Here is a 15191-nt window from a genome sequence, read left to right on the forward strand (position 1 = left end):
ACCGCGCCCGCCGCCCAGGAATCCGAACATGCTGCCTAAAATCCTCATCGTGCTGGTGCTGGTCCTGATCGTCGCCAGCCTGGGCTCCGCCTTGTTCTATCTGGTCAAGGACGGCGACCGCCGCTCGCCCAGGACCGTGCGCGCCCTGACCCTGCGCATCGGGCTATCGATTGCGTTGTTCCTGGCCTTGCTCCTGAGCTATGCGCTCGGATTCCTGCGTCCGCACGGACTGCGGCCCAACGCGCCGGCCCAAACCGCCGCGCCGGCCGCCGCCAATCCGCACTGAGCGGAGCCGGAACCCGCCAAAGGCCGCATATGATACCCGCTAGCCTGTCCTTTTCCCACGCAAGCGCTCGGCTCAGGCGCTACTCTGCCGCAAAGAGATCAACATGATGCTTCCGATTCTGCGCCGTTTCGGCGGACCCCTGCTCGGCGCTACCCTCGCCGCCTGCCAGTCCGGGGAGAACGAAGCCCTGCTCTCGGGCGATGTGCAGGGGACGACTTACCATATCAAGATGGTGCTCGATGGCCTGCAAGTGAATCAGGCCGAATTGAAACAAGCCGTGGATGCCGTGTACAACGACATCGACCTCAAGCTGTCGAACTACCGGGAAGACTCCGAAATCTCCAGGCTCAACCGCGAAGCCACGACCGACTGGCTGACCGTCTCGCCCGAGATCGCCGAACTGGTCGACATCGCCCGCCAGGTACACGACAAGACCGAAGGCTGTTATGACCTGACGGTCAAACCCCTTTTCGACCTGTGGGGCTTCTCGCGCCATCAGAACCGCGTGCCGACCGACGCCGAAATCGCCGCCGTGCTGCCACACATCGGCATGGACAAGCTGGAAGTGGACGTTCCCGGCCGGCGCCTGCGCAAAAAGGATCCGGCGCTGCGCATCGACCTGTCCTCCATCGCCCAGGGCTACACCGTCGGCCGCGTGGCCGGCCTGCTGGAAGCGAAGGGCATCCAGAACTACCTGGTCGAAGTCGGAGGAGAGATGCAGGTCAGGGGCCGCAAGGCCAACGGCAAGCCCTGGCGCGTCGCCGTGGAAAAGCCGCTTCCCTACACCCGCGAAGTGGAGCGGGTGCTCGACGTCCACCAGACCAGCGGCACGGCGATCATGACCGCCGGGACCTACCGCAATTTCTTCGAGGAAGGCGGCAAGACCTACTCGCACATCCTCGACCCGAAGTCCGGCCGCCCGGTGACCCACCACCTCCTGTCGGTCACCCTGCTGCACGAAGATCCCACATGGGCCGACGCCTGGGACACTGCCCTGCTGTGCATGGGCGAGCAAAAAGGCTACGCCGTCGCCGAGCAGGAAGGGCTCAAGGCATTGCTGATCTACGGAGAAAACAGCGAGTTGAAAGAGCGCTTTACTCCCGCATTCGGCGCGGAAACAGCCACGCCGCCGGCCTCGCCTCTTCCCGCCCGATGAAACGCCCATCCTTAGGCAGGCTGTGTGTTCGCACCAGCCGGTCTTTACATTCGGCGAACGCCGATCGAGCGATGGCTGGCGAAATGCCTGAGTGCCCCTTGAGCATAATCAGGTGCTGCCGCGCTCGCTGCGAATGATGGAAGGCTATGGCTTGGTGTCGTTGACGAAGAATGTACGCGAGATTAATTCCATCGCGCTGACGACTAGTTTCACGATTTTGATCGACTGGCTAAGGGCGACGATGAAGGGGGAGTCAATGCGAGATGGAGTGCCCGCACATGCCTGATCAGCCGCTACAGAACTCGCTGTTTGAGGACGACTACCTGCTGCGGGAACTTGGGCAGGTAGCCCATGTGCCGCAAGTCGCCTTGACGGAACTGGTCGCCAATGCCTGGGATGCCGGTGCCGCGCGGGTCGATCTGATCCTGCCCAGCGAGATCGGCGGCACGCTGACCGTGACGGACGACGGGCATGGTATGACGTCGGCGCAGTTCAAGAAACGCTGGATGACGCTGCGCTACGACCGCCTGAAGCACCAAGGCTACAACGTCGAGTTTCCAACCGGACGTTGCACGCGCCCCCGTAGGGCCTATGGCCGCAACGGGGTTGGTCGGCACGGCTTGCTCTGTTTTGCCGACGAGTATGAGGTGCAGACGTGGCGCGACGGCTCCGTGGCGACCTTCGTGGTCGGCACTGAATCGGGACCCAGCCCTTTCGTGTTGCGTAGCGAAACGCCGGGAAAGCGCGACGGCAGTGGCACCCGCCTTTCGGTGCACGTGTCGCGCAAGCTGCCCGATGCCGATGAAATCCTGACCGTCCTGGCCGCGCGCTTCGTCCACGACCCCGAATTCGAGATCAGGGTCAACGGCGTCCAACGCCCGTTTACCGAGATCGAGGGGCGGGTAAGTGAGGAAACACTGGACCTCGGGGCGGGCCGCAGCGCCACGGTGATCGTAATCGACTCGACGCGCATGAATCACTCGTCCGTACATCAGGGGATCGCCTTCTGGGTGCAGCGCAGGCTGGTCGGCTCGCCCTCGTGGGCTGTTGGGCAGATCGCCAACTTCGACGGCCGCACACGCTTTGCGCGACGCTACAAGGTGATCGTCGACACCCAGGGTTACGAGGCAGACGTCGAGCAGGACTGGACCGCCTTTCGTTCAACGGATGCCGTCCGTAACTTGTACCGGGCAACCGCCCAGCACATTGTCAAGGTTGCGCAGGATCTCGCGGCTGAGGTCGTCGAAGCCGCTTCGGAGGATGCACTGACGCAGAACCGTTCAGAACTGGCGACCTTGGGTCAGGGGGCGCGGCTGGAGGTTGTGGAGTTCACCAAGATCGTGGCGCAGGCGCACCCGACGATCTCGCCGGACTTTCTCGCCACGGCCGTCAAGGCGGTCATCCATCTCGAAAAGACCAAGAGCGGCGCGGCATTGCTGCAGAAGCTCTCTTCACTGCCGCCCGACGATGTCGATGGCCTGGACCGGTTGCTGACCGAATGGACGGTCAAGGATGCACTGCGCGTCCTCGACGAAATCGACAGTCGGATCAGCGTGATCGAAACCATTCGTCGCTTGGCCGATGATCCGCACACCGACGAGTTGCACACCTTGCACCCGCTGATCCTGCGCTCGCGGTGGCTGTTCGGTCCCGAATTCGAGTCGCAGGAATACTGCTCGAACGTGACGCTGCAAACCGTGGCGCGTGAGCTCTTCAGGAGCATGGAGGCTCAGTTCATCAATGAGCGTCATCGTCCCGACATTGTCGTCTTGCCCGAAAAGACAACGTGGCAGATGACGGGCATCGAGTCATTCGATCCCACTGATCCAACGCTGACGCAAATTCAGTACGTGCTGGTGATTGAGTTGAAGAAGGGAGGGTTCGAATTGACACGCAAGGAAGTTAACCAGGCGGATGGTTAGGTGCAGGACATTGCTTCGTCCGGTGCGATGTCGGGCGCCCCTTTCATTTTCGCGTGGGTCGTCGGGCAAAAGGTGGCAGCTGGAGTTGCCCGCGAGAAAGAGGTTGGCGACGGGAATCGAAAGTATGGGCAGGTTCGTGCTGCGACATTCGGTTCCCTCGTAGACACGGCCAATGCCCGCCTGATGAAGCTGCGCAATGTGCTGGCGGATCGATACGGCGGCTCCTCCACGGAGGATCTGCTCAATCGGGTGTTCTCTCAACCTGCGCAGGAAGGACTCAGCGTTTGAGCACGGACAAGAAAACGCAGCCGAGTTTGACAGAAGTCAAGGCAAGAGTGGGCGACTTCGACCGCACCGGTCTGATCGGCGTGATCCAGAATCTGTACGCCGCCAGCAAGGACAACCAAGCTTTTCTGCACGCCCGCTTCGCTCTCGGTGACGACGAGCTCAAGCCCTACAAGGCCACCATCGACCGCTGGCTGTGGCCGGATATGTTCAAGAACCAGGACACCTCCGTCGCCAAGGCCAAGAAGGCGATCTCGGACTACAAGAAGGCCATCGGCCAGCCGGAGTGTCTGGCCGAGCTGATGGTGTACTACTGCGAGCGCGCTGCCGGATTCAGCGACGACATCGGCCTGCAGGACGAGGGCTACTTCGATGCCCTGGTGCGGATGTTCGAGCAGGCGTTGAAGGCCATCGATGCGTTGCCCATGGATCGACGGCCGGCGATGACGGCACGCTTGGATGCAGTGCGTCAGATCAGCAACAACTTCGGCTATGGCGTCGGTGACGACATGGACTATCTCCTCGCTGAGTACCGATTCGATGGCGGGTCGCGATGAACTGGCTGTACCGCAAAAGGCCGAAACCTAACGGTACCCTGAGTTGTCTACGGGAAACCAAGGATGGCGAGGTCCGCTTACTCACCTGCGTCTGGATTCATGCCGGGCGGCCCTACCAGGCACCCTGCGGTCCGGTGCCAATCCATGACGGAATGACGAGGCCGTATTTCAACACCCGGATTCGCCGAACTAATCGCCAATGCCGCCGCGCAGTTTCTTGAGCTGTCCGTGCTTGGACTTGTTTTCCAGGCGCTTTTTCTGCGAACCCAAAGTCGGCCGGGTCGCCTTGCGAGGCTTGCTCTGCGCCGTCGCCGCCAGGATCAGTTCGCGCAGGCGGGCCAACGCATCTTCGCGGTTCTTTTCCTGGGTGCGGAAGCGCTGGGCCTTGATGACGATGATCCCTTCCGCCGAAATCCGCCGGTCGCGGTAATCCAGCAGCCGCGTCTTGCAGGTTTCCGGCAGGGACGATGCGGCGATGTCGAAGCGCAGATGCGCCGCGGTGGCCAGCTTGTTGACGTTCTGTCCGCCGGCCCCTTGGGAACGGACGAAGCTGATTTCGATCTCATCCAGCGGGATCGAAACCTGGGCGTTGACTCTCAGCCGTTCCACCGCACGCCGCTCGCCTATTCCACGCCCTGCGACTGCAGGTATTCCTCGTAGGTCCCGCTGTAGTTGACTACGCCCTGCGGCGTCAGCTCGATGATGCGGGTCGCCAGGGACGACACGAACTCACGGTCGTGGCTGACGAAGATCAATGTGCCGGGGTAGTTTTCCAGCGCTGTGTTCAGCGACTCGATGGACTCCATGTCGAGGTGGTTGGTCGGCTCGTCCAGTACCATGACATTGGCCTGCTGCAATATCAGCTTGCCGAACAGCATGCGGCCCTGCTCGCCACCCGACAGCACCTTGACCGATTTCTTGATTTCGTCCGCCGAGAACAACAGCCGGCCGAGGGTGCCGCGCACCGTCTGCTCGTCGTCGCCTTCGCGCTTCCATTGCGACATCCATTCGAACAAATTCATGTCCTCGGCGAAATCGGCGGCATGGTCCTGGGCGAAATAGCCGAGATTGACGTTCTCCGACCATTTCACCGCCCCCTCCATCGGCGCCAGTTCGCCCACCAGTGTGCGCAACAGGGTGCTCTTGCCGATGCCGTTGGGGCCGATCACCGCCACCCGCTCGCCGACCTCGACCATCATGCCGAGCCCGCTGAACAGTGGATCCCCACCGTAGCCCTGGCTCAGTTCCTTCACCTCCAGCGCCAGGCGGTACAGCTTCTTGTCCTGGTTGAAGCGGATGAAGGGGTTGACCCGGCTCGACGGCTTGATGTCTTCCAGCTTGATCTTCTCGATCTGCTTGGCGCGCGAAGTGGCCTGCTTGGCCTTGGAAGCATTGGCCGAGAAGCGGCTGACGAAGGTTTGCAGCTCGGCGATCTGGGCCTTTTTCTTGGCGTTGTCGGCCAGCAGGCGCTCGCGCACCTGAGTGGAAGCGATCATGTAATCGTCGTAATTGCCGGGGTAGACGCGCAGCTCGCCGTAGTCCATGTCCGCCACGTGGGTGCAGACGCTGTTCAGGAAGTGGCGGTCATGCGAGATGATGATCATGGTGCTGTTGCGCTCGTTCAGCACGTTTTCCAGCCAGCGGATGGTATTGATGTCCAGGTTGTTGGTGGGCTCGTCCAGCAGCAGGATGTCCGGGTTGGAAAACAGCGCCTGAGCCAGCAACACGCGCAGCTTCCAGCCCGGCGCCACGGCGCTCATCGGGCCGTTGTGCTGCTCGACAGGAATACCCACGCCCAGCAACAACTCGCCGGCACGCGACTCGGCGGTATAGCCGTCGTACTCGGCGAACGTGGCCTCCAGTTCCGCCGCCCGCATGTAGTCGTCCTCGGTCGCCTCGGGATTGGCATAGATGGCGTCGCGCTCGGACATCGCCGCCCACATCTCGGTGTGCCCCATCATCACGACGTCCAGCACCCGCTGGTCCTCGAAGGCGAACTGGTCCTGGCGCAGCTTGCCCAGGCGCTCGTTGAGATCGAGCGAAACATTGCCGGCGGTCGGCTCCAGATCGCCGCCGAGGATTTTCATGAAGGTCGACTTGCCGCAGCCGTTGGCCCCGATCAGACCGTAGCGGTTGCCTTCGCCGAACTTGACGGAGACGTTTTCGAACAGCGGCTTGACGCCGAACTGCATGGTGACATTGGCTGTAGAGATCAAAATGCTTACCAGGAAGAGTAATTGGATGAATGGAATTCCGCCGACGCGAGATGAACCGGCCGGCCAAGAAAGGGTGAAGCGTGGATATGGGAAATTATGCCTGTATCCGGCAGAAAACGGTGGAATTTCCGGCGATCACTCCCAGCGGCGTCCCCTTGCGCCCTTGCAGATGAATGCGTCCGCAGCCGCAGCCGGAAAACTCCTGCCGGCGGTGGGCACCTTGAAAGGATTGGCACAATGATCTAAAAACAAAAAAATCCACAGCATTGACGGCAGATGGTACGGATATCCAAAGCTCTGGATGTGGGCGGACGCTACCGATTCGTTGGCTGACGACGGATGCCATCCGCCCGCGTTTAACGATAACACTCTGGAACCCGAGGAGCGCCCGGAACGAACCAGGGCGGCATTGGCACCGTAAAACCCGGTTGCCACGGACCAGCCACATTTCTGTCGAACATCAGGGGAAAGCACGCTCATGAAACCGGAATCGCCGCGATTGAAAACACCCCTGCTCCGGCCTTTGCTCTGGTGCTGCCTCAGCCTGCCGGCCTGGCCCGCCCAGGCGGCAACCGATGCCGCATTCGCGGCGAAATCCGATGCATCGAGCGAGATACTCGCCGAGATCGGCCAGCACGGATTTTCGAGGGTTCTCGTGGAATTCCGGCGACCCGCCACCGCCAGTCGGCTCACCCCCTCAGGCGCCGGCCTGGAAACCTATAAGGCCTCGATCAAAGACGGCCGGGACGCGATCGTCTCATCTCTTTTCGGCAACCCGGATCATCCGATGGACGGACGGGGCTTTGCGCGGGCGTTGCGAAATTTCGAGATCAGCCCGATATTCGCCGTCAACGTCGATCAGGCGGAACTCGAAGCGCTGGCCGCGGATGCCCGCGTCATCAGGATACATTACGACCGGCTTCTCCAGCCCACGCTGAACGACAGCGTGCCACTGGTCGGGATGTCCGGCCCGGCGGGCGCCTATGTGAAGGGGAGTGAGATAAATGAACGGGAATGTGTGAGATAAACGGGAAGAACAGGGATGAAGAAGGAAGAAACGGAACGTCAAAACGAAAAAACGTTTCACACGACGCAACAACGCAAATCAGCCGATCGCGGCCTGAATGTGCTCCTCAAGAATCGAGGCGATCTCTTCCCGGTCGGCATCGGACAAGCCGACAAACGGCCTCGCTGGGATATCGCCCCAGGGAATCGGATGTCCTTTCTTTGAGCCGGCATGGCGCCTGAAGTCGTTCTTGTCGTACTTCAAACGCGACAGCTGGTAGTACCTTCCGAACTCGCCCATCTCCGCACCGAACTGATGAACAGCCCCGTAGATTCTGTCGGTACCGAACAGCAGGCCATCGTCCTCGATCTGGTAGTGAAGGGAATTGCGCAGATGCCCCTCGAGCACCAGCACCTTGTCCCGGTGTTGCGGCTTGATGGCCCGATAGGACTCTGACAAAGGCGCCCACTTCGAGCCATCCGGCGCTTCCCCCGCGGCAAAACGCTCGTCGTGGGACCGCTCCAGATATGCGCCGATGTCATGGAGCGCTGGCTCCGGATTGCCGATCAGGCGCGTGAGTTCCGCCAAAGCCTTCCTGGCGTTTTGGTCATCGACTTCAATGAACGCGCCAGCCATCAGGCCACCGCGTCGGTGGGCAGATCGTCCGTGAGCTCCGGCAAAAGGATTTCCAGCTCGGGGGGCAAGTGATACCCATAGCTGGCAAAGATCAGGGCAAACGAGGCGGAATTGTGGAGCGGATCGGGGGCGTCCATCTCGGGCCATGCGGGTAGCGTGACTTTGCCGTCGGCGCGCTCGACCATCCGGCGCGCCCGATCGGCATCGGGGCCAGTCAAGGTACCGGTGTCGCTATCCCAGGAAAACGACAGCGATTCACCGGCCAGATGATGAGACAAGGTCAGGTCGAGTTTCATGGCCGGAAATGGAACAACAGACCGAGTGCCACTTTGAGCATCTCGCGATCGAATATTAGCATCTTTGCCAGCAATTCATCCGCGAATTTGTCCGTACCCAAGAGGCCCTGGAACGCCATGGTCATGACCTCAAGCGCGTTGTGTCCCTCGTACTCCCGCCCCTGGTAGCGATGCACATACTGATCGGGCCGTCCACGCTCGCTCTTGGCCCAGGCGAACAGGATTTCGGAAGGGTCGTTGGCGGTCCTGCGCCGATGCTCCGCCTGAAAGATGGCATCCAGCTCCGGCATCGTGCGTTGCAGGTGGTGCGTATATTCATGCTCCGCAGTACTGCTGGCGTCGGTGCGGATGAAGGCTTCGAACCGACGCTCGGCGGAATTCCACTGTTTCCACGAGTAGTAGCCTCGGCTTTTGGCCATCTGAACCCGAAGCGGAACACTGTTCGCGGCTGAAACCCATCCGTCGGGGAACCGACTTGCCGCCCGCACGAGTACTTGCAGGCCTTGCCCCGAGCGGTTCCAAGTCGCTGGACGAACTCCGCCGAGGCTCTGTCGGGTATTGAGGTCCTCGAACAGAATCGCGCGGATCTGGCCCGCCGAGGGAGCTACGGCCTCCCAAGGCGCATCCAGGACGCCGGCAATCGTTCCAGATCCCAGCGATTTGCCCAACCATTGGTCCAACCGCTCTTGGCCCAGCGTCTTGACGGTCTCCAGATCCAGTTCGTCCTTGCTGAGAAAGCGCCATGGGGGTGGGGGCTGCTCCGTTTCGGCCTTCAATGACTTGCCAATCTCTTTTGGCAGTTTCGCCACCTTCCGCTCGATCTCCTTGCGCATCAAATCCGTGCGCGAAGCGCCCGGCGCGTAGTCCCAGCCGGGATCGATGCCGTTCGGCACCCGGTGCATTTCGCCAGTCACCTTGTCCGTCCAGTCGTAGCTGCCATCGTCGGGCGGGGTATCCGGTCCGGATTTTTCCATCCGCCGCAGATCCCGCTCGGACAGTGCGAACATCCGGCACTTGCAGCCCCAGCCGTTGGGCGGCCAATGGGTTTGCACCCAGGGGTCGTCGACCGCGACCACCAGCCCGTCCCAGGATTTGTGCAGCGGGCGCGGATGGGCGGACAGATCGGAGTGCTTGTATTCCAGGTACGGCCGCCACTGCTTGCCCGCCTGCACCTGCGCCCAGCGGCCGGCCTGGTAGGAAGTGCGCAGATTGGTGTCGTAGATCAGCCGGGTGCGCCAAGCCCTGCCGGCATCGGATGATTCCCCCTTCCAGCCTGTCCAGCCATGACGGGCCACGATCGTATCGAAATCCTTCCGGAATTCCGCCAGCGTCGTACCCTTGGCCACCCCCTTGAGCACAGCCCCATGCAGGTCGGCCAGCAGGTCCGCCTTGGCAGCGCCGGCCACCATGAAGCCGACATCGTGCTCTGCCTTCCAGACGTCCGCCCAGCGGTCGGTTGGGACCAGGTCCTTCCCGCGGAAGAACCGGATCGCCTCGTCGAATGGCAGGGAGCCGTACTGGGCGGACATCAGCCGACGACGGTCCAGCCCTTGAGCGTTGCGATCGAGCGGTCACAGGCCGGATCGGACGTCCCGAAATTGCCCGTGATGTCGATCGTCTGCCCGGTCACCCCGGCCGCCAAACCGGCGAAGATGAGATTCAGCTCGGCTGCCCCGAGTCGCATGTTCTTCAACTCAATACTCGATTTTGCTCCCGTTGCCTCAACCTTCGAAATCGACGTGCAGCCGTTGAACGCAAACGAATTATCGTTGCTGGACGAGAAATCGTAGGCGGGAACATGCGTCAACGAGTAGCCGTTGTTGAGCAGCAGCTTGCAGTTCGTAGACTGACTCAAGTCAAGCATGGGGCCGAACTGAAGATTGTGCAGGTTGTCGAACATGGCCTCGGTGTCTACAAGCGCCGGCGTATTGAAATCTGGACAGAGCTTTACCGAGTTGCACGCCGAAAACATGTAGCGTGCCGTTTGCGCGTTTGTCAGGTCGTAGGCCGGGATATCGAGGAGAGCGTGGTTGTTGCGGTGCATCTCGTTGAAGTTCGTGCCGTTCGCGGTGTTGAGCGCCGGAGCTTCACGGAGCGCCTTGCAGTTGTAGTAGAACCGGGAGAAGTTCTGTCCCATCGCCGTATTGATTGCCGGGGCAAACTCCAGGCAGGAACAATTCTCGAAAATTGATGTGAAAGTCAAACAGTTCATCAGGTTGTGGGCAGGAACAGTCTTGATCCTGTCGCAGGACCGATACATGTAGCTGGCGTCGGTTACCTGGGATGTATCAAAGTCGCTCACTACCTCCAACGCGGTCATTGAGTTGTAGAGCGAATCCGTGCTGGTGACGTTGCCAACCGATACGATTTTGACGCGCTCGACGAACTGGAGACTCAAGTCCCAGCCGCCAAGTTTCATCCACACTAAGTTCGGCGATCCCACGGCAATGTCGAGCCACAGCGGGGCGTAGTTCTGCGTCATCGACGGGTGCCGGCGCTGAAGTTCTACTCGGCTCAGGGTCGTCCAATCACGAGGCGCCACCGTGATGATGACCTGTTTGTAGCCACGGCTTGACAGCGTATTTGCAGGGACCGACGCATAGTCGTATTGATGGGATGCGACCGTGAACGAATCGTGGTTCTCGACCGTGCCGTCGCCCCAGTCCACCGTGTAGTCACCTTGAGCGAGCAGGGCAACGAAATTGGCTGAGTCGTCGGTGACACCGAACAACCCGATAAACTTCTCCTCCGCGGGTCCAATAGCCGGCAACGGCAGCCAGTCCGGATGCCTGGCCCACGACGCGACGGCCGATCCAGCGCTTCTGCGCTGACTGCCGAGCAAGCCGCCGCCGAGTAGATTCATGCCGTCACCTCGAATTCGTCGGCGTCGCTGCCGGATACGCGGATAAACCGGATCGCGTGACACGCACCTTCGATGGTATCGATAGTGGGGCCGGTGACATCCCCGGAACCGGGCCACCACTTCGCTGCAGCCGGGTTGCCGGCGGCACCGGGGGTTGCCGAATATTCCCAGCGCGATGTGTTGCCGGGTCCGGGATAGAGCGCGACTGTGACCGGCGGATTGACGCCGGAAACGTCAACGATCTTCTGCCCGGAAAAGACACCGCTGTCGTTGATCTGCTGTCCCATGTTCATTCCCCTTGCTGAAGTTCGTACCGTCCCGCCATGCCAGCCGCAAACATCCCCTGCGCCATGAACTCCGCGAAATCGCGGGCATCCATATCGGCATACAGACCCGGCAATAACTCCGCGAATTCAGACAGCGTCTGGCCTTCGGCAATGGCCTTGTCGAGCGCCGTGCGGATCGGGTCAAGCAGCCCTTTTTCGATCAGCGGCTCGGCCTCTTTGCCCAGGCGCTCGACGTATTGGTCGACCACGTCGGGGGCGGGATCGACCTCGGCCAAATCCGCCTGAGCCGGGTCCGACGCTGGCGCAGGCAGCGCCGGCAAGCTGCCGGTGTCCGGTGGCAGCTCAGGCTTCACTTCCTCCCACTCCCCGCCATAGGTTTCCTTAACCTCTTTCAGGGTCGGCTTGAAACCGATGTCGAACAGGTTCTTGTCGCGCTCGGAACGGGCCTTCAGGTCTTCTGGTTCCTCGACGTCGCGCCAAACCTTTGGATAGGCCGCGCCGGGGTAGTTCCAGTCGACCAGCCAGCGGATGAAGGACCGGTTTGCCGATTCACAGACCAGATCGGCATCGGCCTTGACCAGGTCGCGGCGGACGTCGGCGGCATTGCTCTCTCCGCCCAGCCGGCCTGGCGTCGCGTCGGTGCTGCCGGTGTGGCCCAGCACCACCTTGCTGATCGAGGCGTTCATGCGGTCGTACAGTGCGGTGTAGTCGGCGGTGCCCGAACGGGCAGCCTCGATCAGTTCTATGGACATGCCTTCCGGGATGATGACGCCCGAGTCGCGCTGGATCGCCCGCAGTGCGGACAGAAGTCTACGTTTTTCCTCATCGGTGGCGCCGGGCTGATAGGTCCCCTTGCCGGTGGGCATGCCGAACTTCTCGAGGAAGATCAGCCAGAACTTGATGTCGTTCTTTTTGAAGAAGGTCGGCCAATACAGCCAGTGTCCCAGCCCCAGGCCGTAGGGTTCGTCGTCATGGTCGGCGCCGGTGGCGAATACCCAGAACTTGCGCTCGGGCATCAGCTCACCCTGAGCGTTGCTGCCGGTCAGCAACCGCAGGCGGAAGTCGCCGTCGAAGACGAACCGGCGCCGGTTGCGCACCTTCATCCCATCCAGTACGAGCTGGGCACCGTCGCGCGCCCACAGGCACTCGGCCACCGCCCAGCCGTAGAACACCCCGTACAGCATCTTGTCGGTGCGCTGGTCCCAGCCGATGTGCTCGAGCTGGGCCTTGATGAACTCGGCGGCCTGCTTGTCGATCCGCTTGGTGCCGCCGGGTTCGACGTCCCATTCGGCGGAGGTCACGGCACTGCGGCGCTGGCCGAACGAGGTCTGCACCTGGTCATCGCGCAGCACTTCTGCGTAGACCTTCAGGTCCCCGCCCTTGGCCTGCAGGATTTCGTCCGAGGACGGCAGGATCATGTCGGGGTGGATGTAGCCGCGGGTGACGTCGCGGCCGTCGTGCGTGGTCGCAATTTCGTCGAATTCCGGGCCAGCGGTCTCCGCCAGTTCGGCGAAGGGCGGCAAGGGCCTGCCGTGAGCGGAGTCGAATGGTGCGGCGGCTCGAGCGATGAAGTCCCAGAAGCCCATCTCAATACCCCTCGAAGTCGGCCAAGCCAGACACGGTGCCGAAGCCGCGGTCGGTGAGGGCCAGCTCGTTTTCACCGGCGTCGATCACGGCACGACGGCCGCCGATGGATTGGAAGTCGATCGGTCCGACATCCATACGGCTTGCGTAATAAGCCAAACAACCCGCTACCGCGCTGTCGCCATGGCGTTGGCCCTTTTTATCGGTCTTTCCCTCGGGTACTCGCGGCACGCCGCGCACCAAGCGGATCGCCCGATGATCTTCCACAACGTCGTCGTGCATCGGCAGGGAGATCAGCCGGTCCTCGAATAGCGCCTTGTATCGCGGCATGTTCTCCCGATAGAACGCCTCCGTGAGCTGCAGTGCCTCCACTCGCGAACCATAGCGGTCCACGGCTGCCTCGCCGATGTAGGAGCCGTTGCCGCCGGCGTCGATTGCCAGCGCACCGAACCTGGGGAGCGTATCGCACACCGCAAATAGAACCTGCTCCTGCTGCTTGTGCGGCACGTTGTGCATTTCCACTATGAATGGCACCCTCCGGTTCAGCTTCTCGCCTATCTCCATGGGCACGATGTCCGACATGTCACCCTTGCGCGCGAAGTCCATGCCGCAGGCGTGGCGATGGCCCTTGTTCAGCAACGCGAACGCCGGCACCAGCTCGTCGCCGATCCAGTCCGCCATGATCCGCCGCCGCTGCGGCTCCGGGGCTTCGTTGAACTGGCGATCGCCGGAAAATCGCAGCAACGGGGCATCTATCATGCAGGCTTCGATTAGCACCCGCGCTAGATAAGCGCCCCCGCCGAACGCGGGCACGCAGAACAGCTCCTCGTCCTCGTTCGGGCGGTAGCGCTTCACGAGCGATTCGCGCCAGGCGGCCTCTTTCTCCGGGGTCCAGGCCTGTTCTGACACCTGGCAGATGCGCCGATAAAGCCCATCGGCCAGCGCATCGTCCAGGGTCACCCGGTGCAGGCTGTAGTCGTAGCGGCCGGCGCGGATATCGTTGATCAGCTCGTTGAACGGGTTCTCTTCGCCGTTGTGGGTGCTGATGATGTGGATCTGACCGCCCCACATCGTCATGGCCATGGCCGCCTTGAGCAGCTCCGCCAGATCGTCCACGAAGGCCGCCTCATCGATCACCAGGCGATCTTTCGGGCGGCCCTTGGAGCGCAGATTGCGGGGATTGGAACTAAAGGCGTGGATCTCCTTACCGCTGGCGAAGTCCAGAGTGAACTTGCAGATGGACTTGTCCGGATTCTTCGGGTCCGGAAACACTTCCTCCCCGATGGCGCCAGCCCCCGCTTCGAAGCGCTTGGCCCAGTCCGCGCAGTCGGAGATGAAGCCTTGGGTCATCTCCTTGTCGAAGGAGATGTAATAGACATTGCCGCCGTCGGCGGCGGCGGCGTGCAGCACCGAGTCTGCCGCCTCCCCGTAGGACAGGCCGATCCGGCGCGACTTTTCAATGATCTTGACGGGGGAATAGTCATGGATCCAGCGCAGTTGGTAATCCAGCAACAGCGACGAATCCATCACATCCTCGCCGCGATGGCCGCGCGGATCGCCGCGATTCCCTCGGCCGAAACGCCCGCCTTAGTCGCCGCCGCCGCTGCAGCTTGTTCAGCGCCAGCGCGTTCCTCTGCGCGAATTCTCGCCTCGACCTCGGTCTTCCATTTCTTCTGGCTTACGCTTGCCCGGCTTAAATCCGCAACCCCCCGCGCGGCCTTGGCCATGAGCTCCACCCGGGTTGCCGGGTCGTCCTCCGCGTCCGCCTCCTGCAGGTTCAGCAGCAGTTCGAACAGCTCCGACTGCACCATCGATATCACCGCCGCCGAGCGTAGATCGGCATCGTCCGGCGCGGCCTCCGCGATCATCCGGGCCGCTTGGGTGCTGGCCTTGACGGCTTCCAGCCGGCGTTTCAATTTTGCGCCGTGGCGATGGATGACGGAGATGCCCGGTTCCTCGTCGGTCAGAAACCAGCCCTGCTCGCGGATCCATTCGACGAGCACGGCGTAGTCTTTGAAGTTCCGGGCGACGATCTGCCGATCCAGTTCGGCGCGAGCCTCCGGGCTCAATTCGTCCAGGCGGGCGGGCCTAGGCATG

At 61.8% G+C, this 15191-nt stretch carries 16 protein-coding genes; 6 read left to right on the forward strand and 10 right to left on the reverse strand.

Features of this window, described 5'->3' with window-relative positions; translation table 11 throughout:
- Nucleotides 1-28: 28 nt before the first annotated feature.
- The 5 genes from OOT43_RS11840 (at nucleotide 29) to OOT43_RS11860 (ending at nucleotide 4206) form a co-directional block, all read left to right on the forward strand.
- Entirely contained in the window at nucleotides 29-286 is a 258-nt protein-coding gene (locus OOT43_RS11840) for a twin transmembrane helix small protein (protein ID WP_266020789.1), read from the forward strand.
- Between the two features lie 103 nt (nucleotides 287-389).
- Nucleotides 390-1442, forward strand: a complete 1053-nt coding sequence (locus OOT43_RS11845) for an FAD:protein FMN transferase (RefSeq protein ID WP_266020790.1) — start codon at nucleotides 390-392, stop codon at nucleotides 1440-1442.
- Between the two features lie 278 nt (nucleotides 1443-1720).
- Entirely contained in the window at nucleotides 1721-3364 is a 1644-nt protein-coding gene (locus OOT43_RS11850; protein WP_266020791.1) for an ATP-binding protein, read from the forward strand.
- Complete coding sequence (locus OOT43_RS11855) at nucleotides 3365-3652, forward strand: hypothetical protein (RefSeq protein ID WP_266020792.1); 288 nt, start codon at nucleotides 3365-3367, stop codon at nucleotides 3650-3652.
- Between the two features lie 26 nt (nucleotides 3653-3678).
- On the forward strand, nucleotides 3679-4206 hold the full coding sequence (locus OOT43_RS11860; protein WP_266020793.1) for a hypothetical protein: 528 nt from the start codon (nucleotides 3679-3681) through the stop codon (nucleotides 4204-4206).
- Nucleotides 4207-4395: 189 nt separating this feature from the next.
- Here OOT43_RS11860 and arfB read toward each other — a convergent pair whose 3' ends face one another.
- Both arfB and OOT43_RS11870 read right to left on the reverse strand, forming a co-directional pair.
- A complete protein-coding gene (gene arfB / locus OOT43_RS11865) occupies nucleotides 4396-4815 on the reverse strand; it encodes an alternative ribosome rescue aminoacyl-tRNA hydrolase ArfB (protein WP_266020794.1) in 420 nt (139 codons plus the stop codon).
- Between the two features lie 14 nt (nucleotides 4816-4829).
- Nucleotides 4830-6422, reverse strand: coding sequence for an ABC-F family ATPase (locus OOT43_RS11870; protein WP_266020795.1), 1593 nt, complete (start codon nucleotides 6420-6422; stop codon nucleotides 4830-4832).
- A gap of 478 nt (nucleotides 6423-6900) precedes the next feature.
- Here OOT43_RS11870 and OOT43_RS11875 point away from each other — a divergent pair, with 478 nt between their 5' ends.
- Nucleotides 6901-7449 (forward strand): hypothetical protein, encoded by a 549-nt coding sequence (locus OOT43_RS11875; protein ID WP_266020796.1) that lies wholly within the window; start codon nucleotides 6901-6903, stop codon nucleotides 7447-7449.
- A gap of 78 nt (nucleotides 7450-7527) precedes the next feature.
- Here the strand turns inward: OOT43_RS11875 and OOT43_RS11880 are convergent, their stop codons facing one another.
- The 8 genes from OOT43_RS11880 to OOT43_RS11915 are packed head-to-tail and all read right to left on the reverse strand — an operon-like array spanning nucleotide 7528 to nucleotide 15190.
- Nucleotides 7528-8064, reverse strand: coding sequence for a phage virion morphogenesis protein (locus OOT43_RS11880; RefSeq protein WP_266020797.1), 537 nt, complete (start codon nucleotides 8062-8064; stop codon nucleotides 7528-7530).
- On the reverse strand, nucleotides 8064-8360 hold the full coding sequence (locus OOT43_RS11885) for a hypothetical protein (RefSeq protein ID WP_266020798.1): 297 nt from the start codon (nucleotides 8358-8360) through the stop codon (nucleotides 8064-8066). The genes OOT43_RS11880 and OOT43_RS11885 overlap by 1 nt, the downstream gene beginning before the upstream one ends.
- Nucleotides 8357-9889: a phage head morphogenesis protein gene (locus tag OOT43_RS11890; RefSeq protein ID WP_266020799.1), complete on the reverse strand. Its 1533-nt coding sequence runs from the start codon at nucleotides 9887-9889 to the stop codon at nucleotides 8357-8359. The genes OOT43_RS11885 and OOT43_RS11890 overlap by 4 nt, the downstream gene beginning before the upstream one ends.
- Complete coding sequence (locus OOT43_RS11895; protein ID WP_266020800.1) at nucleotides 9889-11223, reverse strand: BspA family leucine-rich repeat surface protein; 1335 nt, start codon at nucleotides 11221-11223, stop codon at nucleotides 9889-9891. The genes OOT43_RS11890 and OOT43_RS11895 overlap by 1 nt, the downstream gene beginning before the upstream one ends.
- A complete protein-coding gene (locus tag OOT43_RS11900) occupies nucleotides 11220-11510 on the reverse strand; it encodes a hypothetical protein (RefSeq protein WP_266020801.1) in 291 nt (96 codons plus the stop codon). The genes OOT43_RS11895 and OOT43_RS11900 overlap by 4 nt, the downstream gene beginning before the upstream one ends.
- A 2-nt stretch (nucleotides 11511-11512) precedes the next feature.
- The gene (locus OOT43_RS11905; RefSeq protein ID WP_266020802.1) at nucleotides 11513-13096 is read right to left on the reverse strand and encodes a DUF935 domain-containing protein; all 1584 of its coding nucleotides are present in this window, start codon (nucleotides 13094-13096) and stop codon (nucleotides 11513-11515) included.
- A 1-nt stretch (nucleotide 13097) separates the two neighbouring features.
- Entirely contained in the window at nucleotides 13098-14621 is a 1524-nt protein-coding gene (locus OOT43_RS11910; RefSeq protein ID WP_266020803.1) for a terminase large subunit domain-containing protein, read from the reverse strand.
- Nucleotides 14621-15190 (reverse strand): phage protein Gp27 family protein, encoded by a 570-nt coding sequence (locus OOT43_RS11915; protein WP_266020804.1) that lies wholly within the window; start codon nucleotides 15188-15190, stop codon nucleotides 14621-14623. The genes OOT43_RS11910 and OOT43_RS11915 overlap by 1 nt, the downstream gene beginning before the upstream one ends.
- Nucleotide 15191: the final 1 nt, after the last annotated feature.

The sequence above is a fragment of the Methylococcus mesophilus genome (assembly GCF_026247885.1).
GTDB lineage: Bacteria > Pseudomonadota > Gammaproteobacteria > Methylococcales > Methylococcaceae > Methylococcus > Methylococcus mesophilus.